Below are 22,355 nucleotides of genomic sequence, written 5' to 3' on the forward strand. Positions count from 1 at the left end.
TGTAAATGTCACATTATTGTCACATTTTGAGCTAAGCTCAGTATAGTGTTTAGCGGAATCCTTTTTAACTTTTTCACTATTTAAAAATTGAATAGTCGCATTATTGTCACATTTCATTCCTCAACATTGAAAAAACAATATCCAATATTTTATTTTTAAAATTTTGATGGGTTTTTGACGGATTTTATTTTAGTTATGAGTTATGAGTTACGAGTTATGGGATGTCCTTAGACTTATCGAATAACATTTAACTTTTCCCTATTTAAAATTTGAAACTTCACTATTTGAGCTGTACAAATATAATTATAAATGAAAAAGATTAAAAGAAATTCATCCCTATTAGCAGGTATAGGGAAAATTTTATAATTATATCCTAATTCTTTTCTTGTTATGTTTGCTATATGCTCAATATCGAAAACAAGCTCACTCTTGCCGCGGAAGAGGTAGCTCTTAAAAATTTCGAAAGCGCGATTGAATATATCGACGAAATTCTTGAAATTCATCCTGCCAATAAAGATACTCTATGGCAGAGAATCCTAATTCCTTACAGGTATTACCTTGATATAATTTGTCACGATTTTAAGATAGAAGAGCAAATAGCTTCAAGTGAAGGCTACGATATTGATTATGATCTCACTCCAAACGCAAAAAAAATTGCAGACCTGCGAAATCAAAGTCTCTACTACGCAAAAACATATTTTCAGATATCGAATGAAAAAGAACGCAACGAGCTATTCATAAAAATTGATAAAGTTAGAATGATGCGTTTGTTTAGAAATGACCTGAACTATCTGCTTGAACTTGACGGAATTGCATTCGGCGCAAATGCTTATGTGAGCAAGTTAATCGTTGAGTATTGTAATAAAGTTTATCTGAATGACCTTAAGCATAAGTACGAAATTCCGCAGGGGATTATTGATATGAAAGCAGCTGCTGAGGCAAATCTTAAACAGGCAAATGCAGCAATGTTTCTGGAAGTGAATGAAAACTTTATGGATACGAAAATCTGGATGGAAAAAATTTTAGCTGAAGACGAAGAAGAGAAGAAAAAAAAGAAAAAAGCTGAGGATAAGAAATTAAATAAGCCTAGATTAAATCCCATTTATGTTTTTTCATTTCTGATTATTCTTGTAATTGTAATGTTCATAATCTTATATAAAATTCTTCAGAACTATACATGATATTCCGTAAAGCAATACGTGAAGACCTTCCCTCAATTATTGAAATGCTTGCAAATGATTTTCTCGGAGCAACCAGAGAAAAATTTGAACTGCCACTGCCACAATCTTATTACGATTTTTTTGAACTTATAAATTCAGATTCATATCAGGAACTGACTGTTGCTGAAATCGATGGTGAAGTTATCGGTACAATGCAATTAACATTTCTGCCAAACTTAAACTTCGGCGGAAGTATGCGGCTTCAGATTGAAAGTGTGAGAGTAAGAGATTCTTTAACAGGGAAGGGAATAGGAACGAAGATGATGGAGTACGCAATTGAAAAAGCTAAAGAAAAAAAATGCAGAATTGTTCAGCTCACAACAGATAAACGCCGGAAAGACGCTCACCGCTTTTATGAAAAGCTTGGCTTTACAGCTTCACATGAAGGAATGAAACTGCATTTATATTAATTTACAGATCGTACTTCACACCTGCCAAAACTGAAAATGCATTGAAGCCTTCAGGATGGTCACTCCAATCTCTATCATCTTTTGATAATGATTTTTGCAAATCATATTTCATATCGAAGTTTAATCTTTTTCCAAGTTTTATATTAAATCCTACTCCGATGTTAAGACCAAATCTGATTGTATAATATTTATGATAATTTGAAGTATAGACAATCCCGCCGGAGTAAGTGGTTGTAGCGGAATAATTATCTACAAAACTTCCTTCCTGATTTAAACCTGCCTGAAGATAAGGATTTACTTTGCTGTGTTTGCTTCCGGCATAATATCTCCCTCCGAATGAAAAAACAATTCTGTTTGTATATGGTTCATTAAAAGTCTGGTTGGATGAAGGATAATAGCCCATTAAATCATAGAAAGAAGTCTGAGTAAATTCATACAATCCTTTTATATAAATGGATAAATCACTGAACTTAAAATATTCAATTTCAGTGGCAACAGAATTTATAAAATAATTTTTTTCATACACGGGCTTTTTACCGATATATGTGCCGGTATAAAATCCTATAGTGAAATAGTTCTTATCATATCTTTTATGCCGATGAGTATATTCACCGGAATCTTCATTCCGGTCCTGTGCAAATAAGCTAAAGTTTGTTAATATTAAAACAAATAAAAATAATTTTTTCATATGGGTTTTATAAATTATATTTTAAACCAATTAGTGCTGAATATCCGGGTTTATGGTAGTTGTCTTTTCCAACGTATTGATAAACATCAGCCTGCATATCAACGGAGATTTTTTTATTTAGTTTTATTTTTCCTCCCACTCCAAAATCGAGTGAAAGATATTCATCAAAATAAGCTTTGCTTTTGTAAATTGAGTAACTTCCTATGCCGTCATTTAATTTGTACGAATAATCTCCCATATAAGAAGTTTCATGACTAAGGCCGCCTTGAAAATAAGGTGAAACATTGCCATCAGTTAAATAATACCTTGCACCAAAATTAAATAAAAAAGAAAATGTATTAGGTTCCTTTACGTCAGTAAAGGTAAAATACTCTGCCTCCTGGTAGTAAAAAAGTTGTTTAATATCATGGGAGACAAATTCATATAGACCTTTTATATAAAATCCCCAGTTTTTTGTTTTCCGATATTCAATTTCACCTGAGATTGAGTTAACCGGTCCCAGAGTTACATTAAAAGAATTGCTGACATGGCCTCCGCCATATAACCCTATTGAAAAATAGTCTCTTGAATGGTTTATTTCCTTTGTATCATTAACGTCCCGGTCCTGGGCAAATAAAGTGAAACTTACTATAGAAAATAATAATAAGAATAGGGGTTTCATAGATTTATTTTAGTTTTCTTCAAGATAATCAATATATTATATAAAATCTATTTTGAATAATTCATCTTTGAATAGTATTAATTTTATAAATTAATTATTTTAAAATATGCCGGATACTTTTATATATGGATTGATAGGAGCAGGGATTGCATTCCTTTTCTTAGTGCTTGTAAAATTATTTTCAGGAAGAGAAAAAAAATCAAAAGTATACTCTATCCCCAGAGATCAGCAGATATTTGCTCAGTCAACGGAGATATACGACTCTTCACTTGAAACAAAAAAGCATATCCGCTCAGCCGCTAAAAATATTAAGATGGTGGGGGAGATAGTTCCAATGATAGAATCAGGTAATAAAATTGATGCGATAAAATATGTTCAGCAGAAAGAACAACTGAGCCTGCATGATGCAAAAGCATTTGTAGATGAAGCTGAAGAAATAATGCACAGAATGCCGAGCTTGTTTAAATTCTCTTCCAATGGAGAAGAGAAAAAAGAAGTATTTGAAAACAATCTCTCTCAGCTTGAAACAAAAATGAAAGTACTTATTGAAAATGGCAATCTCATTACTGCAATCAAGTTATACAGGGAATCGTCAGGTGTCGGACTTGCAGAAGCAAAAGAGTACTGCGAAGAATTTGCCCGAAGAAACAATATTAAGATTTAATCCTCTCTGAATATTTAATCAAACATTTACCGTTTTAAATTGAAACTCCGCCTTGTAATTGATAACTTGCAAGACTTCAAATTTATTTTTTCCAGTCAATACCGGATTAATTAATTGTCAAAAGAAAATACATATAAATCAGTTCTTGAAGTTGATAAAGAGATATTAGAGAATATCACCGGACTTATACATGATAAGTCAGATGGTGCGCTTCGTAATATCGTCGCCGACTTATATGATTTTGACATTGCAGTTATCATTGAAAATCTGGAAGAAGATGATGACGCATTCTATCTCTTCTCTTTGCTGGACCATGAAACTGCAAGTAATGTTCTGCTTGAGCTATCCGATGAAAGAAAAGATGAGATTGTAGAGCGGCTTGAAGGCAAAAAGCTTAGCTCCATCGTAAGCGAGATGTATTCCGATGATGCTGCTGACTTTGTAAGCGAGCTTGATGATAAAGAGAAGCATGAAGTTCTTCAGAACTTAGACTCGATTGATAAAGAAGATTCACAGGAAGTACGTGAGCTGCTTCAGTATGATGAGAATACTGCCGGCGGTATTATGGCTAAGGAGTTTGTTGTCATTCACTGCAACAGAACAGTAGCCGAGGCAATAGAAGAGATACAGCAGCAGGCTGATGAAGTTGACCAGCTTTATAACGTTTGGGTTGTTGAAGATGATAATAAACTTGTGGGAATAATTTCTCTCAAGAGAATTATTATCCTGATGAAAGAACCGGATAAAATTATTAACGATGTAATGAATCCCGATGTTATATCTGTCCGCGCCGATGTTGACCAGCAGGAAGTTGCGAATATTTTCAGAAGCTATGATCTTGTGTCATTGCCCGTAGTTGATTTGCACGGAAGAGTAATTGGTAAAATTAGCTCTGACGATATCATGGACGTTATGGAAGAAGAATACTCTGAAGACGTTGCAAAGATGGTTGGTTCCGATTCTGAAGAGCTTGAAAAAAAATCTCCGTTCCAGATTGCGAAGTTAAGGCTGCCGTGGGTATTGATTACACTCGGTATAGAATTCATAGGCGGATTTGTAATCGCTTCTTACGATGAAACACTTCGCAAAGTAATATTACTCGCATCATTTATGCCCGTTATCTCAGCAATAGCAGGGAACACCGGACTGCAATCCGCGGCTATAGTTGTGCGCGCACTTGATACAGGCTTGATAAGTTTAGACAGATGGTTTGAACCGGTTAAAAGACAATTGCAGACTACTACCATAATAGGATTTGTTGTCGGAATAATTGTTGCATGCATCGGTTATATGTGGGAAGATACGAATAAATTTCTGTTCGGTCTTACTGTCGGGATTTCAATGTTTATATCAATTAATCTATCCGGAGTAGTCGGAACAATTTTTCCTTTCTTATCTAAAAAAATGGGATTCGATCCCGCAATAACTTCAGGTCCGTTTGAAACAGCATTTCAGGATGTGATTGGTGTTTCAATATTTCTTACACTTGCTACATATCTTTTAACCCATTTATAACTCTGATTAATTTTAATATCAATTATTGATTGAAGATTTTAAAAATAGGTTACGATATTTAGAAGCCCCCGATAAAGCAAATCAGATCTTCCTTCTTATACTCAGCATTTTAAGTTTGTTCATTCTTCCTATCATGGGAAAATTTATAATGATTGCTGTAAATTTTCTGCTGGGAATCGTTATAGTATATTGCGTAAGCATTTACGAAAAGAAGGATGACTTCGCAAAGAAGAAGCCCGGAGTTGCCCGCTTTATAAGATTTTTTTATCCGATATTGATGGTGCTGTTCTGTTTTAAACAGGTTTATTATCTGATGTTGTACTCAAGTCCCGTGCTGTATGATAGCTACCTTGCAAATATTGACAGAGCGATTTTCGGAGTTGATCCGACTACAATGTCTCTCCACTTTAATCACCCGTGGTTCACTGAGTTCATACAAATAATATACGGTATTTTTTATCTGATGCCTGTAATTTTCGCAATGGAGTTATACCTGTGGCACAGATATGAAGAGTTGAAGTATGCTATGTTCGTAGTATTCGTTGGCTTTTATCTTTCGTTCCTGGGTTACTTGCTAGTGCCTGCAATTGGACCAAGATTTACAATTCATGATTTTAATTCTATTAACACTGAGCTTCCGGGAATATTTTTTGCAAAGCTGCTAAGGCAGGTGATTGATTTCGGTGAGTCGATTCCGGTGGGAGTATCGAATCCTGAGGCTTTTGCTCAGCGTGATGCGTTTCCTTCGGGACATACAATTATGATTGTGCTAATTACTTATCTCTCAAGAAAAATCCGTTCAAATACTTTTTATTTTTATCTGCCTTATGCATGTCTCATGATTTTTTCAACTGTATATCTCCGTTATCATTACGTTGCAGATTTGCTCGGAGCAGTACCCTTCATTCTTGTAACAATTCTCATCGCCCACTTTGTTTATAAAAATAAAAATATAAACTTTAGAAGTATTTAGCCATAATTTCATCAGTAAGTTTGTATCCGCTTTCAGTCAGTTTAAATTCTTTTTCTAATATAATTCCTAATCGGTTTCTTTGTAAATCATTTATTGAATGCTCATAGTCTTCGTAAAAATTTGTATTGAAGAATTTTTTATACCGTTCAAAATTTACTCCCGTGCTTCTTAAAGCCAGCATAATAAATTCCATCTTCATCATTTTTTCATCAAGATTAATTTCATTTTCAATCGGGAGCTTTCCATCCTGTAAATATATATTGTATTTTATTATATCGCGGAAATTATTCCATCTCTTGCCATTATGAAGTGAGTGCGCAGAGGGACCGAAGCCAATGTAATTTTCATAGTTCCAGTATTTCAGATTATGTTTAGATTCATAACCCGGTTTTGCATAGTTAGATACTTCGTAATGATTGAAGCCATGCTTTATCAGAAATTCCGATACATATGAATATAAATCTGATTCAACGGAATCTTCATTCTGCTTCACTAAATTTTTCTGAAGCAAAGTAAATAGCTTAGTTTGCTCTTCGAAGATTAAAGTATATGCAGATACGTGCGGAATATTCAGCTCAATAACTTTATTAAGCGAGTATTCAAGGTTTTCTTTTGTCTGATTAGGCAGGGAATATATTATATCGCAGCTGACATTATCAAAAACTTTTCTGCATTCACGAATTACGCTCTCAGCCTGCTCAGCCGTATGCATTCTTGTTAAGAACTTTAACTCTTCATCTATAAATGACTGCACTCCGAAGCTGAAACGGTTTATTCCTGCTTCTTTATATTTCTGAAAATCTGCTTCAAAAAAATCTTCGGGATTTGCCTCAATTGTAACTTCGGAATTTTCCGATACAATGAAATTATATTTTAACGTATCAATTATTTCTTTTAACCTTTCCGGCGGGAGCAGGGAAGGCGTACCTCCTCCGAAAAAAATAGTATCGTATTTTTCTTCTTTATATAATTGCGCAGTGAGTTCAATTTCTTTTAACAAATTTGTAACAAATTTATCAACGATGTTTAAATTCGTTACAAGATAAAAGTCACAGTAAGTGCATTTGCGTCTGCAGAAGGGAATATGTATATAAAGTCCTGACAATTTTATTTTAAAGTTTAATCATAATATTTATTTTAAAATGCAAAGGATATAAAAAAAGCTATGCGCATTTCTACGAATAGCTTTATAGGGTACCTTTATTAAACAAGAACCTGTTATTGTTTTTCAGTCAGTCCATTCAATTGCACTCTTGGTTTTTTCTTCGGAAATATCAACGAGAAAATTACAGATAAAGCTAAAATTCCTGCGATAACTATAAGTGAAATCTCTGTTGCGATAACACCTTTATCCAATAACATTTTAGTGCCGACAAATGAAAGAATAACTGCCAGTCCGTAATTCAAGTAATGGAATAAGTGCATTATTCCGGCTAATGCAAAATATAAAGCGCGCAAACCTAATATTGCAAACACGTTTGAAGTATATACAATAAAAGGGTCATTTGAAATTGAAAGAATAGCAGGGATAGAGTCAACCGCAAAAATCAAATCAGTTGTTTCAATAAGAACTAATACAGCGAATAAAGGTGTCGCATATTTCACCTTATCTTTCTTTACGAAAAATTTATCGCCTACAAATCCCGGAGTCATTCTAAAAAATTTTTTAGTCAGCTTCAGAACAGGATTATCTTCAGGGTGCATTTCCTTATCTTTCTGAACCGCAATTTTTATCCCTGTAAAAATTAAGAATGCGCCGAAGACATAGACTATCCATTCAAATTTATTAATCAAAGCAACGCCGGCAAAAATAAATACAACACGCATAATTAATGCTCCAAGAATTCCCCAGAACAATACTTTGTGCTGATACTCGCTTGGAACTTTGAAGTATCCGAAAAGCAAAACAAACACAAATACATTATCAACGCTAAGTGATTTTTCAATAAGATAACCCGTCAGAAATTTCATAGTTACATCTGTGTGGTCATAAGCTCCCTGATAAATCCAGCCCATCCAGAGCATTAAAGCAAAAATTAATGCAAATGCTATCCATACACCGCTCCATATAAGTGCTTCTTTTATCTCAACTTTATGTGATTTTTTGTGAAATACTCCTAAATCCAATGCGAGCATTCCAACTACAAATATATTAAAAAGAATCCAGTGAAAACCTGTATCCAATATATCTCCATTTAATTTTGGTATTATTTAAAGCAACAAAGAAGAGGAAGGATTGGTTCAAATTTATGAAGAAAAATTTTCGCGGGTTTTTATAAAAAAAACTCTGATTTCATTAAATAATAAAATCAGAGTTTTCGAAAAATTAAAATTCTAAAATCTTACCTTATAAGATTTCCGATTCTGCCCCATCTTATTGAACCGAGCAGATCAAAGAAATGTGAGAACGGTATATTTGCATCCCATGACCAGTATAGCATAAACGCCTGTCCTACGATATTCTGTTCAGGCATAAATCCCCAGAAGCGGCTATCGAGAGAGTTGTTTCTGTTATCACCCATCATGAACAAATAATTTCTTTCAACTGTGTATTCGTTGTTAGGAAGATTTACTCCGTCAGAAGAAATCACTCCGCCCGGATTCAGTTGTATTCTATGTCCTTCTTTCAAAGCAAACATTCTCCACTGGTCGAAATTTTTATCGTTAAGAGCAATCTTATCGCCTTTCTTAGGTACACGAATCGGTCCATAGTTGTCTTCAGTCCATGGAGCGCCTTTAGGAAAAATTCTTGCATTCCTTGTATCAAGTCCGCGCTGGACTTTATCAAATTGCGAGTTAGGCGGATTCGGGAAAATAGCTCCGTTTACATAAAGCTGCTTATCAACAACATGAATTGTATCGCCGGGTAAGCCGACACATCTTTTGATGTAATTTACAACCTCTTTTGATTCGAGTTCATCTTTGTCTCCTGGGAAATCAAATACAATTATATCACCTCTTTCAGGATCTTTAAAGCCGGGGAGTTTCCAGTAGGGAATTCTTATATCTGTGAAAGGAACATTTCGCGGAGTCGTTGCTCCGTAAGTAAACTTTGTTACAAGAAGAAAATCGCCGACAAGCAGTGTGTTTTCCATAGAGCCTGTGGGGATCCGGTATGCTTCGAACAAAAATATTTTTATGATGAATGCTACAATTGCTGCGTAAACTAATGCATCAAAAAACTCTTTTGGTTTATTCTTCTTTACTTTATTTTTATCTGTTTTTGTGGTCTTTTTTATTAATGCCATTAAGCGTGTTTTTCGAATTATGAGTTAAGAATTATGAATTATGAGTTCCACGTGAAGTGAGAATGATGGATGAAATAATTTTTCTTAATTCGAGAGTATCAAAAATTAAACTCTCGTACTGTTCATTTGTAATAAACTCTGTTTTATATAACAATTCCAACCAGTAAGATGTTTCATCAACTTCTTTTAAAGCTACAGATAGCTTATGGATGAAATCAGGTTTGGATTCAGCGCTTTGAGATTCACGTACATTTGCACCAATTGAGGTTACACATCTTAAAATCTGCTTTGACATCACATATTCTCTTTTCATTTCCAATAAAAATTTATATAAATTGACAATTCTTATCGCGAAATCAAAACTCTTAGTTACTACGATACTTTCTTTCATACGGTTTCATTCATAATTCATAATTTATAATTCATAATTCCCTTAGTCATCCAGAGATAGCACTGCATGGAATGCTTCCTGCGGGATTTCCACTGAGCCAACCTGCTTCATTCTCTTCTTTCCTTCTTTTTGTTTTTCAAGAAGCTTTCTTTTTCTTGAAATATCACCGCCGTAACATTTTGCAATAACGTTTTTTCTCATTGCAGAAATTGTTTCTCTTGCAACAATCTTTGCGCCGATGGCTGCCTGAATGGCAACTTCATACATCTGTCTCGGAATAAGCTTTCTCAGTTTTGAACATAATCTCTTACCCCAGTCATGAGCTTTGGAACGGTGAACAACGGTTGATAGAGCATCAACGGGGTCTCCGTTTAATAAAATATCAAGCTTTACTAAGTCAGATTTTCTGTAATCTTTTAATTCATAATCGAACGATGCGTAACCGCGTGAGTATGATTTTAATTTATCGTAGAAATCATAAACAATTTCACTCAGAGGTAATTCAAAATGCAGATCAACTCTTTTTGCATCTACATAATGGCTGTTCACAAATACACCGCGTCTCTCATTTGCAAGCTTCATTAAGTTGCCCATGTATTCAGTAGGAGTAATAATGTTTGCAGAAATATACGGCTCTTCTATGTAATCAATTAACTGCGGCTCGGGCATTGAAGAAGGATTATCAACAATGAGAACGTCTCCGTTTGTTTTGTAAATTTTATATTCTACGTTAGGAACGGTTGTAACAATGTTCAAATTATATTCGCGTTCAAGGCGTTCCTGAACAATCTCCATATGGAGCATTCCGAGAAATCCGCATCTGAAACCAAAGCCGAGCGCCAACGAACTTTCGGGGACGAAGGATAAAGCTGCGTCATTCAGTTTCAGTTTTGATAGCGAATCTCTCAATACTTCAAAATCATCTGCAGCAGAAGGATAAATTCCGCTGAATACCATAGGGAGAACTTCTTTATATCCCGGTAATGGTTCTGTTATAGGGTCTTCGGCATTAAAAATTGTATCACCGACTTTCGATTCGTTCACGTCTTTAATACCGGCAATTAAATATCCAACCTGTCCTGATTCCAGTTCTTTAGTCCGTACCTTATCCATCTTTAATATCCCTACTTCTTCAGCAACGAACTCTTTATTATTAAAGTAAAATCTTATTTTCTGTCCTTCTCTAAGTACTCCGTCAAAAACTCTTAAATAAATAATTACGCCTCTGTAGATATCAAACTTCGAATCAAATATAAGCGCTCGTAACGGCTTTTCGTTATTGATTGGAGCAGGAGGAATTCTTGATACGATTGCTTCAAGAATATCTTCAGTTCCAATATCTGCTTTGGCAGATGCTAAAATTATGTCTTCCTTTTTGCAGCCGATTAAATCAACAATCTGTTCCGAAACAACATCAGGCATTGCGTTTGGAAGGTCGATTTTATTGATGACGGGGATAATCTCAAGACCGTTATCTATTGCAAGATAAAGATTGCTGATTGTCTGTGCTTCAATGCCCTGAGTAGAATCCACAACAAGCAATGCGCCTTCGCATGCGGCAAGAGAGCGGGAGACTTCATAAGAGAAGTCAACGTGTCCCGGAGTATCAATTAAATTAAAAATGAAATCTTCGCCTGATTTTGATTTATACTTCATCTGAATTGCATGAAGTTTAATCGTAATACCGCGCTCCTGTTCAAGTTCCATATCGTCAAGTATCTGCTTGACCATATCGCGCTCGGCAACAGTTTTGGTTTTTTCAAGTAAGCGGTCAGCTAAAGTGGATTTGCCGTGGTCTATGTGGGCAATAATGCAAAAATTTCTTATTCGTGATGTGCTCAATTATGGCAATAGTTAAAATTTTGTGAATATATGTTCTTCTATTCTATGTCCCAAACCCCTGTTTGGGACAATAATCTCTATACCACTTTCCGAAACAGGGGTTTCGAAAAGAGAAGTAAAAGTATATGTTAATTTCCCTGATGTTTGGCAAAAGGGTTGTATAAAAAAAAAGTGGATTCTAAATTAAGGTCCTACAAATGTAAATGCATTAACCCTTATTTAGATTCCACTCCGGAAGTAAAGAACAAGAAAAAATTAACCTTCGGTTTTTCTTGATGCTCTTGTATCCTGAATTTCTTTACGGATATCGGAAGCAACCTTCTTTAATTCGTTTAAACTCTTTCTTAATCTGGTTCCTGCGGCATTTTGACCTTTAGAATAGAACTTCTCTATGTCAGTCTTCATGTCGTCAAGCTTTTTTTGCAGATCACTGAATTTTTCCATGTGGAGGTTTCCTTGTTTAGATTTTTGGTTAATTTAGCAAAAATTATAAAATTACGTTAAAAAGTCAATTGTAAATTAATTGGAATCAATGAATACTTGTAGTTCTGATGTAGGGGATTGAAAATATTATGTTCACGCCCCATGCGATAAAAGCTAATCCGAAAATCATTAAAAGCGCAATAATTGTGTAATTTTGCCATGTTTTTAGCTTGAAATCTCTGAAGATTCCCCATACTCCGTTGAGCCCGTGATACATACCTAATATCAGAAAACTGATATCAATAATTCTGTACCATGAGTAAGACATTCTGTTAAGTACTGCCTGATATGTGTGCCCGGAATCAGGATTGTAGTGCATTAAGATATAGTGGCCAATCATAAGTATTACAAGCGCAACGCCTGTTACCCTCTGGATTACCCAGCTTTTAGAACCTGATGTTTTTGAACTTTGATACTTGAACATTTAAAATTTTTTTTCGAGTTATTTAGTTAATAAGCCGATTTCGTAAGAAAACATTAATACACCCATCATGACAAATAATAATACACCTACAATCCATGACCATACATATAATGATTTCTGATATTTTGCGCCGTCAGCCCAGTCTACTAAAACTATTCTTATTCCGTTAAGCGAGTGGAATAATACAAATGCAAATAAAAGCCACTCTAAGAACATAAAGAATGGAGTTGTAAAATTTTTCATCTTATCCGTGAATGCAGCTTCTCCCTGTGTTAGCGGGCTAAGCGAGTATATGTGCAGAAATAAGTATCCGATTAATGCTATTCCTGTGATTCTGTGTAAAATCCAGGCCCAGCTTCCGGAATCTTTTTTATATGAAAGATTTTCCTTTACCCATCCTCTTTGATCAAAAGTTTTGATTTTAGAGTAATTATTTTGAGACATTAAATGAAGGTAGGTTTGAAATAATATTTAAAATTAGTGATTTTGTTCGTTATTTACAATTAAGTTTGATAGTATTTTGAAAATTTAATAAATAGAATTATTTGATTTTAGTGTTTTATATTATCCTCAATTTTACCAAATTTCAACTTTTATAACCCCAAGCTCAATGCATAAACATAAAGCGATTGAAGCGCTGAAGACTTTCACACCTGATGAATTCAAAAGGTTTGAAAAATTTATTAAGTCTCCATATTTCAACACTGCAAAAGATACGGTAAAACTGTTTGATATAATTAAAACGTTTTATCCTGCATTCGATAGTCCCGCTTTGAAAATAGAGAGAGTCTCAAAAAAATTAAAAACTAAGGGCAGGGCAACAAAAGAGGCGCGAATAAGAAATATTCTGACTGCTCTATTCCAACTGACAAAAAAATTCCTTTCAACTGAGTACTATACTACTTCCGAGCACCATATGAAATTCGCAGAGGTTCACAAGCTGTATCACAAAAAACTTACCAATGCTTATAAAAAGGAAGTAACAAATTATTTTGAAAAGTACAAAGATATTCAGAGTCCTTCAGATTCCAATATGTTTGAAATTTTCCAAACTGCCAATCTTTACCTTATGGATTTAATGAATAAGGCGCTTCCATATAAAGATTCTGCTATGTTCAGCTTCCAATCGGAAGTGGCAGCCTTGATTGCATTGGATATAATAATCTCTAATGCAAAAGTTGCTCCAATGGCAAAATTTTCATCCAATCTTCAGTATGCTGATATATGCGGGGAGATATTCAAGCTGTTCGATTTTGAAAAATTTATTGAAAGGAGTAAAAAGATTTCTCCTAAGGTTTATGATATAATAAATCCCGAATATTACCTGATGAAAATTTCTATGAACAAAGATTTTGAGGACAGCTATAAAAAAATAACTGACAATTTCTTTAAAAGAAAAAATCATAGATTTACTTCTTATACAACAATTTTTACAATTAACAGTATAAACACAATTGTAAATCTAGCGAGGTATAATACACCTTACGATAAAGCTCCTGCCATTGCAAAAAAAGCAATTCCTTTAATGGAATTTTTTCTGAAGAATAAACTCTATAAGCCAATATCGCCTGATTTACCTTTAATAAATTTTATCGGATTTTTAAATAATGCTTCTCTGGCAAAGGATTATGACTGGATGAAGCAATTCATTGAAAATCATTCCGGTGAGTTAAATATACAGGATAAAGATTTTACTATAGGTCTTGGCTTAGGAATGTATAACACCTATACAGGAAATTTCAGAGAAGCACTTTCTCTTCTATCAAAGTTAAGCGGCGGCTCGACGTTTCTTGTAAACTTTGCAAAATTTCATATGATATTATGCCACTATGGACTGGGTAATTATGAAACAGCTTTATCAATGGCAGATGCCTATGTAAAATTTCTTGAACGCAAATACGAAACAAGCGAAAGACCTGATATAATTGAAATGAAATTTTTCAAAAAATTTTTGAAAATAGTGCAGGGAAATTCTTTATCGGGATTAAGGGATCTTGAAGGCGAAGTGAAAAGAACTTTAAAAGGCAGCTCATACATATTAAATTACATCAGCAAGCTTAAGAAAAACAATAAAACTAATTAAATTTTATGCAGCAAAATTTCCGCAAAGGCAGCATTGGAGCAATTCTTGATGAATATGAAATTGCATTGGCAGATTTAAAGAAAACAATAAGAAAAATTTCAGATGCAGATCTGATTAAAATTGTCGATTCTAAAACAAGAAATCCTGCTTGCAAATCAATTCAGACAATTTTATCTCATGTTGTAATCTGTGGATATTTTTATCCAACGAGAATATTGCAGCATAAATTTCCTGACAAAAAGTTTGACCTTCCTGAAATAGTTTACCTGAACAAAGTTTCAGAATATATAAAAGCTCTTGATGAAATGTTTAAGTTTAATGTAGAAGCATTATCTAAAATAAAAGAAAGGGAAATGCTTCAGGCAGATGCTGATAAACATATAAAAACTAACTGGGGAAGTTATGATTATGAACAGATAATGGAGCATGCTATAGTTCATATCTACAGACATAGAAGGCAGATTAGACAATTTTTATTAAAACTACATCAAGGCTAAATATTTTTTTCCCGTGAGCATGCACAAAAATAAATCATCAAAAGCTTAAAATAAATCTATCCGAGTTATACAATGATATATTAGTTTATCATATTTGTTATATCGCATACCGCAGGATTTCTATCTTCAAACACTGTTATCGTATTTCTTATTTCATCGACTATATCTAAATCAATTTCTGTGGTTAATAAAGTCTCGTCTTTGTCGTTTCCCTGTACAAGAACTTTTCCCCATGGATCTATAATCATAGAGTTTCCAAAGTAAGTTACTGAGCCGTTTGAGCCGAAGTCTTCATCTCCCACCTGGTTAATCGCTGCGACAAACATTTGATTTTCAATTGCTCTTGCTTTGGTAAGAGTTTGCCAGTGTTCCAGTCGTGGATATGGCCAGGCGGCAGGATGAATCTGAAGTTTTACTCCATTGATTGCATAAGTCTGAAACATTCCGGGAAATCGTAAATCGTAACAGACAGAAAGTCCTGTTTTACCCCAGGGAGTATTTGTTACTGCAAGTTTATTTCCCGCTGCAAGATGTTCATTTTCTTTCATGTAACTGAAGAGGTGTATTTTTCTGTATGTAGCTGCACGTTCACCGTTTGAATCAAATAAAATTGAAGTGTTACAGATTTTTCCTTCTTCGTTTAATTCAGGAACAGAACCGTTAATCCAGATTTTATATTTTTTAGCGTAACATGATAATGTGTTTATGTAGCTTTCAAAATTATTTTTATCTGAGTTGAGAAAATCCCAGTTGAATCCCGTGATGAACATTTCAGGAAAGCATATTAGCTCAATATTTTGTGATGAAGCATCTGACATAAATTTTTCTGCTTTTTGTAAGTTTTCTAATGATTTGGAATTAATGACTTTGAACTGTGCCAGTGCTATTTTTAGTTTCATATTTTATATTTGAAATCAATTTAAAGAAATTTGTAAAATGTAACAGCAGAGAAAATTAAGAAACTATTAAGAATTTATAGCTGTAAATATTACATTTTCACTTAAAATTAATAAAGCTATTTTGCTTAAAATAAAAAGAAAAATGTCCCTTATACCTTCACATATAAAAAGTTTAAGACCTTACGTTCCGGGCAGAACTATTGAAGAAATACAGAAAGAATTTAATCTCGAAAAAGTTTATAAGCTTGCGTCCAATGAAAATCCTTTGGGACCATCACCAAATGCAGTTGCTGCAATGATAAAGTGTATGGAAGATGTGCACCGATATCAGGATGTCGGAGCAATTGAACTGCGAACACTCATTGCTAAAAAATATGATTTGCATATTGATAACGTTGCAGTCGGCAGCGGAAGTGAGGGGATTATCTCTTACATTTTAAGATGTTTCCTTCAGGATGATGACGAGCTGTTAACATCGGCCGGGACGTTCATAGGATTTCAGGTACTGGCAAAATCAAGCGGCAAGAAGTTTACCGAAGTTCCTATGAAGAAAGGATATAAATTTGATCTTGATACGATACTAAATGCAATAAATGAAAAGACAAAAATAATTTATTTATGTAATCCTAATAATCCTACAGGTACAATATTCACGAGAAAAGAATTTGAAAGTTTTGTTGATAAAGTCCCTGATGATATAATTGTAATTTTAGATGAAGCGTATTTTGAATTCGCTCAGGATAAACCTGAATATCCTGATTCACTTCATTACAGACACGATAATGTAATCACACTCAGAACATTTTCAAAAGTTTACGGTATTGCTGCAGTCCGCATAGGTTACGGCTTTGGACAAAAGGATTTTATTGAAAGCATAATGAAAGTAAAGATGCCGTTTGAGCCTTCACTTCCTGCGCAAGTAGGTGCAGTGGCATCAATCGAAGATGAAAATTTTCTTGCGAAGTCGCTTTCAGTAAATAAAGAAGGATATAAATTAATTACGGAAGAGTTTACAAAAATGGGACTGAACTGGATTCCTTCATATGCAAATTTTGTAATGATAGATTTCGGTGACGAAAATAAAGTTGCGCAAATAAATGAGAGCATGCTCAGAGAAGGGATTATTATACGCCCGCTTAAACCGTTTGGTTTAGGTCATTGTCTTAGAATTACTGTAGGACTTGAAGAAGAAAATCTTGCAATGCTTAAAGCATTAAAAAAATATATTTAGCCATGAAAACACTTATCCAGTTTTTTTTCCTTCTTTTTTTATTTATCAATTCATTAGCATTTGGACAAGAGCTTCAGGTAGATTCTGCCTTTTATAAAGAGCAAGGGATTATAAATAAATATGCTTATATGCTGGATTTGAAATATCCCAAATTCAATTTTGGTCCTGATGCTTTAATGGGAGTCCGCGGAATTGCAAGTGATATGAATACTTACATTGATACTCTGGAAAAAAGCTGGGTGAAAGGATTTAAAGAGAATCTGAATTTATTTACATATGATACTGCGTTCAATGATATGACTTCGGAACTGGTAACTGATTACAAAACCTCCTATGCTATGAATTCGTTTGTGAGCATTGAATTATCCTGTTATGAATTTATTGCAGGCACTGCTCATCCGAATTATTTTACTCAGACATATAATTTTGATTTTAATGCATGTGTATTAAGTTTTGCAGATCTATTTAAAGAGAATTCTGTGAATAAAGACGGATACTTAAAATTTGTTTCTGAATATTGTAAAAAGAGTTTGATTGAACAGCAGGAGAAAAACGGAATGACAGGAATGGAAGATATGATAAGTGACGGTACTGCTCCCAAGCCGGATAACTATAAAAATTTTGTTGTCGATGAAAAGGGGATTACCATTATTTTCAATCCATATCAGGCAGGACCTTATGCAGTTGGTGAACAGAGAGTTTTTATTCCCAAAATTGATATATCAGGATATGTAAATTCCGGCGGTCCATTATCATTCTGGTGGAAATAAGGTGAGTGTGGTTATTCATATAAGTTCAGTCATTACCAATGGAAGTAAAGTTCTCATGGTTAAGGAAGGCAAGCAGGTAAGTTACGGTTTATATAATTTCCCGGGCGGACATCTTGAGCCGAATGAAAATATTCTGGAGGGAGCTTATCGTGAAATAAAAGAGGAAACATCGGTTGAAGCAAAGATAGATTACTTAATAAATATTCTTGTTACAAAAGGTGAAACAACATATATCAATTTTGTTTTTCATGCTGAATATATAAACGGAGAAGCAATACCACAGGAAGGTGAAATTCTCGAATGCAGATGGATTGAAATAAATGATTTGATAAACGGATTTGATGGTGAGTTACTAAATAAAGAAAAGAAAATGAAAGTCCTTAGAGATTATCTTGAAGGTAAAAGAACTGAACTTGAAGTTCTTGTAAACTACTAAGCTACCTTCTCTACTAATAAAACTGATTTTAATTTTTCCAGTTGCTCTTTTGTCCCCAGAGCAATGATGTTCATTTTTTCCTGAACGATTGTACCAAGGTCGGGATTTACATGAAACTTACCATCTTCAGATTTTAATCCGATTATCGTCGCTCCCGTTTGTTTCTTTACTGAAATATCTTTTATAGTTTTATTTTTATATTCGGGTTTTATATCTCCATGCTGAAATTCTTCGAATGAAAAAGATACTCCCGCCTGTCCAGTAATTAAAGCAATAAATTCCATTATGTCGGGTTTGGTTACAAGTGTAGCCATATGTGTGCCGCCTATTCTTTCCGGCATAATTACATTGTTTGCTCCTGCGCGTTTTAATTTTGATTCGGATGATTCATCCGATGCGCGGCTGATGATAGTTATATCTGGATTCATTTCGCGCGCAGTTAATACAACGTAAACGTTATCAGGGTCAGTCGGTAAAGTTGTTATCAGTGCCTTGGCATCTTTTATTTTCGCTTTTATCAGCACGTCATCATTTGTTGCATCTCCGTCTATGAATAAATAACTTTTCAATTCTTTTATGTATTCAAGTCTCTCTTCGTTGCTTTCGATAATTATAAATGAACGGTTCTCCTTCACAAGCTCTTCGCATACCTGTTTGCCGTTTCTTCCGAATCCGCAGACAATTACGTGATTCTTCAGATCATTTATTTGCTTATTCATGGTATAGTTCTTTAAAAGTTTTATTATTTCTCCGTCAACAAGAAAAGATGTGATGGTTGAAATCCCGTATAATACAGTTCCGACAGATGATATTAAAAGCAACGATGTAAATACTCTGCCGATGGGGGAGAGTGCATGTACTTCCTGAAATCCCGTTGTAGTAATAGTTATTGTAGTCATGTAGAACGAGTCAAGCAAAGAATAATTCTCGATGAGTATGAATCCAATTACACCGATCAAAAAATTAATAGCTATAAGAAAAATAGCAAGCAGGACTCGTTTGAAATAAAAAAATTTAAGGCGGGAGTTTCGTCGCAAACGGTTGAATGAAAAAATCTTATTGAGTACAGAGTTAACCATACATATTGGGGTATGGTTAAAAATAAAAATTTATATTGTTATTTGAACGTAAGAAATTTTTACATTATGATTGTTCAGAGCTGAAATAAGGAAGAAATTTTTTATGAAGCATCTTTAAATGATCATCCATAGCTCTTTTATATTTACAAGGGTCTAAGTCACCAACTTTATTTATAGGCATTAAATGAATATGTAAATGCTCTTCACCGAAGCCTTCGACTGCAAGTCCTATTTTCTTTGCCTTAGTTACAGCTTTTAAATTTTTAGAAAGCTTTTTGGCAAGCTTCATTATTTCAGTGTAATCCGGTTCTTCTAAATCAAAAATATATTCAGAATGTTTCTTCGGAATAATCATAAAATGCCCTTCCTGAATAGGGCTTATATCAAGAAAAGCAAAAAATTTTTCATCTTCGTATAGCTTGTATGAATTTAATTCGCCTTTGGCAATTCTACAGAACTTACAATTTTCCATAATTTTTTCTTCTTCCTTTAAAATATGAAATGATATCGGCAATTTAAATCCAATGTTCATTTTTAAAAATTATATTTAATGTATGAAAGAACTAATTGTATTTGATCTTGACGGAACACTTGCAGAAAGTAAATTTCCAATAGATTCTGAAATGGCAAAATTATTAAGGGAGCTATTAACTGTTTTGAAAGTGGCTATAATTTCAGGAGGGGCTTTTGAGCAGTTTGAAAAACAGTTCCTTGCAAATCTTCACGCAGATGAAAATCTCAAAAATCTTTTCCTTCTACCTACCTGCGGTACAAAGTTTTATAAATATGAATCCGGATGGCAAAAATTATACTCGGAGGATTTTACAGAAGAAGAAAAAAAGAAGATTACCGATGCGTTAACTAAAGTCGCTTCTTCAGAAGTTAAGATTGAAAAAACATGGGGAGAGCAGATTGAAGACAGAGGAAGCCAGATAACATTTTCAGCTTTAGGTCAGCATGCGCCTAACGATGAGAAAAGTAAATGGGACCCGGATTTTTCTAAAAGGAAAAAAATGCAGGCAGAACTTGGCAAAATTATTCCCGAGTTTTCAGTCCGCTTAGGCGGAATGACTTCAGTAGATGTAACAAAACCCGGAATTGATAAAGCTTACGGGATAAATAAACTCAAAGAAATTTTAAATATTCCAATAGATAAAATGATTTTTGTGGGAGATGCTATTTTTCCGGGAGGGAATGATTATCCTGCCAAAGAAGCAGGTGTGCTATCAATTCAGGTTAAAGGTCCGGCAGAAACAAAGCTGGTAATAACATCTGTTATTGCGGCTTTTTAGCATTAAATTACAGTTGCGATTTTCTTCTTCCTTTAAAGTAAAAAACGATATTTGTAAATTATTTGTTCTAATATTGAAATCCAATAATTTAATACAATAAAAATATATCATGCAAGAATTTGACGTAACTGTTATCGGCAGCGGACCCGGCGGCTACACAGCGGCTATAAGAGCTTCGCAGCTTGGTTTTAAAACTGCCATTGTTGAAAGAGACAGACTCGGCGGAGTATGCCTAAACTGGGGATGTATCCCTACAAAGGCATTACTGAAAAGCGCTGAATTGCAAAATAAAATCGGTCACTTAAAAGAATACGGACTTAATGTTGAAAACTCAAGCTTCGATTTTCCTGCAATCATCCAGAGATCACGAGGGGTTGCTGATACATCTGAAAAAGGTGTGAAGTATTTAATGAAGAAGAACAAGATAACTGTACTTGAAGGCTCGGCAAAGTTTAATAAAGATAAGACGATTACAATAACAAATAAAGAAGGCAAGAGCGAACAGATAAAATCCAAACATACAATTATCGCAACAGGCGCAAGAGCAAGAAGCTTAGGTGATTTAAAGTTCGATGAAGAAAAAGTAATGTCATCAACCGGAGCGATGATTACAAAAACACTACCTAAGAGCATGACTATCGTTGGCAGCGGTGCAATCGGCTGCGAGTTTGCTTACTTCTACAGAAGCTTCGGAACAGAAGTAACTATTATTGAAATGATGCCGACAATTTTACCTGTTGAAGATAAAGAAATTTCAGATGTTGTTGCAAGAGAGTTTAAGAAAAGCGGTATAAAAATATTTACTGAGACAAAAACGGAATCAGTAACCGTAAAAGGCGATAAAGTTATTACAAAGATTTCAGGCAAAGCTAATGAAGAGATTGAATCAGATGTAGTATTGGTTGCAATCGGTATTCAGGGAAATGTTGAAAATCTCGGACTTGAAGACATTGGCGTAAAACTGTTTAAAGGCAGAATCAATACTGATTCTAACTACAAAACAAACGTTGAAGGAATTTATTCCATAGGTGATGTTTCATGTATTAATGAAACAATGAAACCTGCTCTTGCTCACGTTGCTTCATCTGAAGCAGTTAACTGCGTAGAAAAAATCAAAGGATTACATGCGCCTGATATAAATTATGATAACGTTCCCGGAAATACATACTGTGTTCCATCAGTCGGTTCTGTAGGTATGACTGAAGCAAAGGCAAAAGAAGCTGGATATGAAGTTAAGATAGGTAAGTTCCCATTCTCTGCAAACGGAAAATCACGCGCAGCAGGAGAGACAGTCGGTATGGTTAAACTGGTTTTCGATGCAAAGTACGATGAGCTTTTAGGGGCGCATATTGTCGGTAACGAAGCGACTGAATTGATTGCTGAGCTTGTTATGGTAAAATCATTAGAAGGAACAGGAGAATCAATTATCAGAACAATTCATGCTCACCCAAGCTTAAGTGAATCAGTGCTTGAAGCAGCAGGCGTTGCATACGGCGAAGCTATTAATATTTAATTAATAAATAAAATTTATTTACGGCATCTTGTTTAT

General features: G+C 34.3%; 25 protein-coding genes. 12 read left to right on the plus strand and 13 right to left on the minus strand.

All coding sequences use genetic code 11. The features are described 5' to 3' along the window. The first annotated feature begins 401 nt into the window (after positions 1–401). Both JST55_00560 and JST55_00565 read left to right on the plus strand, forming a co-directional pair. Complete coding sequence (locus tag JST55_00560; protein ID MBS1491965.1) at positions 402–1,181, plus strand: hypothetical protein; 780 nt, start codon at positions 402–404, stop codon at positions 1,179–1,181. Beyond that, positions 1,178–1,630, plus strand: a complete 453-nt coding sequence (locus JST55_00565) for a GNAT family N-acetyltransferase (GenBank protein MBS1491966.1) — start codon at positions 1,178–1,180, stop codon at positions 1,628–1,630. Before JST55_00560 ends, JST55_00565 begins: the two co-directional genes overlap by 4 nt. Before the next feature lies 1 nt (position 1,631). Here JST55_00565 and JST55_00570 read toward each other — a convergent pair whose 3' ends face one another. Next, complete coding sequence (locus tag JST55_00570; protein ID MBS1491967.1) at positions 1,632–2,318, minus strand: hypothetical protein; 687 nt, start codon at positions 2,316–2,318, stop codon at positions 1,632–1,634. A 7-nt stretch (positions 2,319–2,325) separates the two neighbouring features. Continuing rightward, positions 2,326–2,979, minus strand: coding sequence for a hypothetical protein (locus JST55_00575; protein ID MBS1491968.1), 654 nt, complete (start codon positions 2,977–2,979; stop codon positions 2,326–2,328). Positions 2,980–3,085: 106 nt separating this feature from the next. On the opposite strand from JST55_00575, the gene JST55_00580 reads away from it, so the two are divergent. The 3 genes from JST55_00580 (at position 3,086) to JST55_00590 (ending at position 6,131) form a co-directional block, all read left to right on the plus strand. Further along, positions 3,086–3,643 (plus strand): hypothetical protein, encoded by a 558-nt coding sequence (locus JST55_00580; protein ID MBS1491969.1) that lies wholly within the window; start codon positions 3,086–3,088, stop codon positions 3,641–3,643. 114 nt (positions 3,644–3,757) lie between these two features. After that, the gene (gene mgtE / locus JST55_00585) at positions 3,758–5,158 is read left to right on the plus strand and encodes a magnesium transporter (GenBank protein MBS1491970.1); all 1,401 of its coding nucleotides are present in this window, start codon (positions 3,758–3,760) and stop codon (positions 5,156–5,158) included. Positions 5,159–5,183: 25 nt separating this feature from the next. Beyond that, positions 5,184–6,131: a phosphatase PAP2 family protein gene (locus JST55_00590; protein MBS1491971.1), complete on the plus strand. Its 948-nt coding sequence runs from the start codon at positions 5,184–5,186 to the stop codon at positions 6,129–6,131. Here JST55_00590 and hemW read toward each other — a convergent pair. The 8 genes from hemW to sdhC all read right to left on the minus strand — a co-directional run bounded on the left by hemW (position 6,118) and on the right by sdhC (position 12,963). After that, complete coding sequence (hemW, locus tag JST55_00595) at positions 6,118–7,236, minus strand: radical SAM family heme chaperone HemW (protein MBS1491972.1); 1,119 nt, start codon at positions 7,234–7,236, stop codon at positions 6,118–6,120. The genes JST55_00590 and hemW overlap by 14 nt on opposite strands. A gap of 113 nt (positions 7,237–7,349) precedes the next feature. Continuing rightward, a complete protein-coding gene (locus tag JST55_00600) occupies positions 7,350–8,318 on the minus strand; it encodes a TerC family protein (protein ID MBS1491973.1) in 969 nt (322 codons plus the stop codon). 155 nt (positions 8,319–8,473) lie between these two features. Continuing rightward, entirely contained in the window at positions 8,474–9,379 is a 906-nt protein-coding gene (gene lepB, locus JST55_00605) for a signal peptidase I (protein ID MBS1491974.1), read from the minus strand. Positions 9,380–9,410: 31 nt separating this feature from the next. Further along, positions 9,411–9,770: a four helix bundle protein gene (locus tag JST55_00610; GenBank protein MBS1491975.1), complete on the minus strand. Its 360-nt coding sequence runs from the start codon at positions 9,768–9,770 to the stop codon at positions 9,411–9,413. A 42-nt stretch (positions 9,771–9,812) separates the two neighbouring features. Further along, complete coding sequence (gene lepA / locus JST55_00615) at positions 9,813–11,612, minus strand: elongation factor 4 (GenBank protein MBS1491976.1); 1,800 nt, start codon at positions 11,610–11,612, stop codon at positions 9,813–9,815. 255 nt (positions 11,613–11,867) lie between these two features. Beyond that, positions 11,868–12,056: a histone H1 gene (locus JST55_00620; protein MBS1491977.1), complete on the minus strand. Its 189-nt coding sequence runs from the start codon at positions 12,054–12,056 to the stop codon at positions 11,868–11,870. 85 nt (positions 12,057–12,141) lie between these two features. Next, positions 12,142–12,519 carry a succinate dehydrogenase, hydrophobic membrane anchor protein gene (gene sdhD / locus JST55_00625; GenBank protein MBS1491978.1) on the minus strand — a complete coding sequence of 126 codons (378 nt, stop codon included), beginning with the start codon at positions 12,517–12,519 and terminating at the stop codon, positions 12,142–12,144. Between the two features lie 18 nt (positions 12,520–12,537). Continuing rightward, positions 12,538–12,963 (minus strand): succinate dehydrogenase, cytochrome b556 subunit, encoded by a 426-nt coding sequence (gene sdhC / locus JST55_00630; protein ID MBS1491979.1) that lies wholly within the window; start codon positions 12,961–12,963, stop codon positions 12,538–12,540. A 166-nt stretch (positions 12,964–13,129) separates the two neighbouring features. On the opposite strand from sdhC, the gene JST55_00635 reads away from it, so the two are divergent. Further along, positions 13,130–14,602: a hypothetical protein gene (locus JST55_00635; protein ID MBS1491980.1), complete on the plus strand. Its 1,473-nt coding sequence runs from the start codon at positions 13,130–13,132 to the stop codon at positions 14,600–14,602. Between the two features lie 5 nt (positions 14,603–14,607). Further along, positions 14,608–15,099, plus strand: a complete 492-nt coding sequence (locus tag JST55_00640; protein MBS1491981.1) for a DinB family protein — start codon at positions 14,608–14,610, stop codon at positions 15,097–15,099. Positions 15,100–15,179: 80 nt separating this feature from the next. Here the strand turns inward: JST55_00640 and JST55_00645 are convergent, their stop codons facing one another. Then, the gene (locus JST55_00645) at positions 15,180–15,998 is read right to left on the minus strand and encodes a carbon-nitrogen family hydrolase (protein ID MBS1491982.1); all 819 of its coding nucleotides are present in this window, start codon (positions 15,996–15,998) and stop codon (positions 15,180–15,182) included. Positions 15,999–16,140: 142 nt separating this feature from the next. Here JST55_00645 and JST55_00650 point away from each other — a divergent pair, with 142 nt between their 5' ends. From JST55_00650 to JST55_00660, 3 genes are read left to right on the plus strand one after another with little or no spacing between them, the layout of a single operon-like run. Beyond that, positions 16,141–17,229, plus strand: a complete 1,089-nt coding sequence (locus JST55_00650) for a histidinol-phosphate transaminase (protein MBS1491983.1) — start codon at positions 16,141–16,143, stop codon at positions 17,227–17,229. Positions 17,230–17,231: 2 nt separating this feature from the next. Beyond that, positions 17,232–17,999, plus strand: a complete 768-nt coding sequence (locus tag JST55_00655; protein ID MBS1491984.1) for a DUF3298 domain-containing protein — start codon at positions 17,232–17,234, stop codon at positions 17,997–17,999. A 1-nt stretch (position 18,000) separates the two neighbouring features. Next, positions 18,001–18,435: an NUDIX domain-containing protein gene (locus tag JST55_00660; protein MBS1491985.1), complete on the plus strand. Its 435-nt coding sequence runs from the start codon at positions 18,001–18,003 to the stop codon at positions 18,433–18,435. Here JST55_00660 and JST55_00665 read toward each other — a convergent pair. Together JST55_00665 and JST55_00670 are read right to left on the minus strand one after the other, a co-directional pair. Then, positions 18,432–19,394, minus strand: a complete 963-nt coding sequence (locus JST55_00665) for a potassium channel protein (GenBank protein ID MBS1491986.1) — start codon at positions 19,392–19,394, stop codon at positions 18,432–18,434. The two genes, JST55_00660 and JST55_00665, sit on opposite strands and share 4 nt — an antisense overlap. A gap of 184 nt (positions 19,395–19,578) precedes the next feature. Then, a complete protein-coding gene (locus tag JST55_00670; protein ID MBS1491987.1) occupies positions 19,579–20,046 on the minus strand; it encodes an HIT family protein in 468 nt (155 codons plus the stop codon). Between the two features lie 22 nt (positions 20,047–20,068). Between JST55_00670 and JST55_00675 the strand changes: the two genes are divergently transcribed. Then, positions 20,069–20,806 (plus strand): HAD-IIB family hydrolase, encoded by a 738-nt coding sequence (locus JST55_00675; protein ID MBS1491988.1) that lies wholly within the window; start codon positions 20,069–20,071, stop codon positions 20,804–20,806. Between the two features lie 109 nt (positions 20,807–20,915). After that, positions 20,916–22,319 carry a dihydrolipoyl dehydrogenase gene (gene lpdA, locus JST55_00680; protein MBS1491989.1) on the plus strand — a complete coding sequence of 468 codons (1,404 nt, stop codon included), beginning with the start codon at positions 20,916–20,918 and terminating at the stop codon, positions 22,317–22,319. Positions 22,320–22,355 lie beyond the last annotated feature (36 nt).

The sequence above is a fragment of the Bacteroidota bacterium genome (genome assembly GCA_018266835.1).
Lineage (GTDB): Bacteria > Bacteroidota > Ignavibacteria > Tepidaquicellales > Tepidaquicellaceae > JAFDZO01.

What these genes read in the sequence shown, in the direction of transcription:
- JST55_00560 (MBS1491965.1), top strand. Translation starts at nt 402, where the DNA reads ATGCTCAATATCGAAAACAAGCTCACTCTTGCCGCGGAAGAGGTAGCT.
- JST55_00565 (MBS1491966.1), top strand. Translation starts at nt 1,178, where the DNA reads ATGATATTCCGTAAAGCAATACGTGAAGACCTTCCCTCAATTATTGAA.
- JST55_00570 (MBS1491967.1), bottom strand. Translation starts at nt 2,318, where the DNA reads ATGAAAAAATTATTTTTATTTGTTTTAATATTAACAAACTTTAGCTTA.
- JST55_00575 (MBS1491968.1), bottom strand. Translation starts at nt 2,979, where the DNA reads ATGAAACCCCTATTCTTATTATTATTTTCTATAGTAAGTTTCACTTTA.
- JST55_00580 (MBS1491969.1), top strand. Translation starts at nt 3,086, where the DNA reads ATGCCGGATACTTTTATATATGGATTGATAGGAGCAGGGATTGCATTC.
- lepB (MBS1491974.1), bottom strand. Translation starts at nt 9,379, where the DNA reads ATGGCATTAATAAAAAAGACCACAAAAACAGATAAAAATAAAGTAAAG.
- JST55_00610 (MBS1491975.1), bottom strand. Translation starts at nt 9,770, where the DNA reads ATGAAAGAAAGTATCGTAGTAACTAAGAGTTTTGATTTCGCGATAAGA.
- JST55_00620 (MBS1491977.1), bottom strand. Translation starts at nt 12,056, where the DNA reads ATGGAAAAATTCAGTGATCTGCAAAAAAAGCTTGACGACATGAAGACT.
- sdhD (MBS1491978.1), bottom strand. Translation starts at nt 12,519, where the DNA reads ATGTTCAAGTATCAAAGTTCAAAAACATCAGGTTCTAAAAGCTGGGTA.
- sdhC (MBS1491979.1), bottom strand. Translation starts at nt 12,963, where the DNA reads ATGTCTCAAAATAATTACTCTAAAATCAAAACTTTTGATCAAAGAGGA.
- JST55_00635 (MBS1491980.1), top strand. Translation starts at nt 13,130, where the DNA reads ATGCATAAACATAAAGCGATTGAAGCGCTGAAGACTTTCACACCTGAT.
- JST55_00640 (MBS1491981.1), top strand. Translation starts at nt 14,608, where the DNA reads ATGCAGCAAAATTTCCGCAAAGGCAGCATTGGAGCAATTCTTGATGAA.
- JST55_00645 (MBS1491982.1), bottom strand. Translation starts at nt 15,998, where the DNA reads ATGAAACTAAAAATAGCACTGGCACAGTTCAAAGTCATTAATTCCAAA.
- JST55_00650 (MBS1491983.1), top strand. Translation starts at nt 16,141, where the DNA reads ATGTCCCTTATACCTTCACATATAAAAAGTTTAAGACCTTACGTTCCG.
- JST55_00655 (MBS1491984.1), top strand. Translation starts at nt 17,232, where the DNA reads ATGAAAACACTTATCCAGTTTTTTTTCCTTCTTTTTTTATTTATCAAT.
- JST55_00670 (MBS1491987.1), bottom strand. Translation starts at nt 20,046, where the DNA reads ATGAACATTGGATTTAAATTGCCGATATCATTTCATATTTTAAAGGAA.
- JST55_00675 (MBS1491988.1), top strand. Translation starts at nt 20,069, where the DNA reads ATGAAAGAACTAATTGTATTTGATCTTGACGGAACACTTGCAGAAAGT.
- lpdA (MBS1491989.1), top strand. Translation starts at nt 20,916, where the DNA reads ATGCAAGAATTTGACGTAACTGTTATCGGCAGCGGACCCGGCGGCTAC.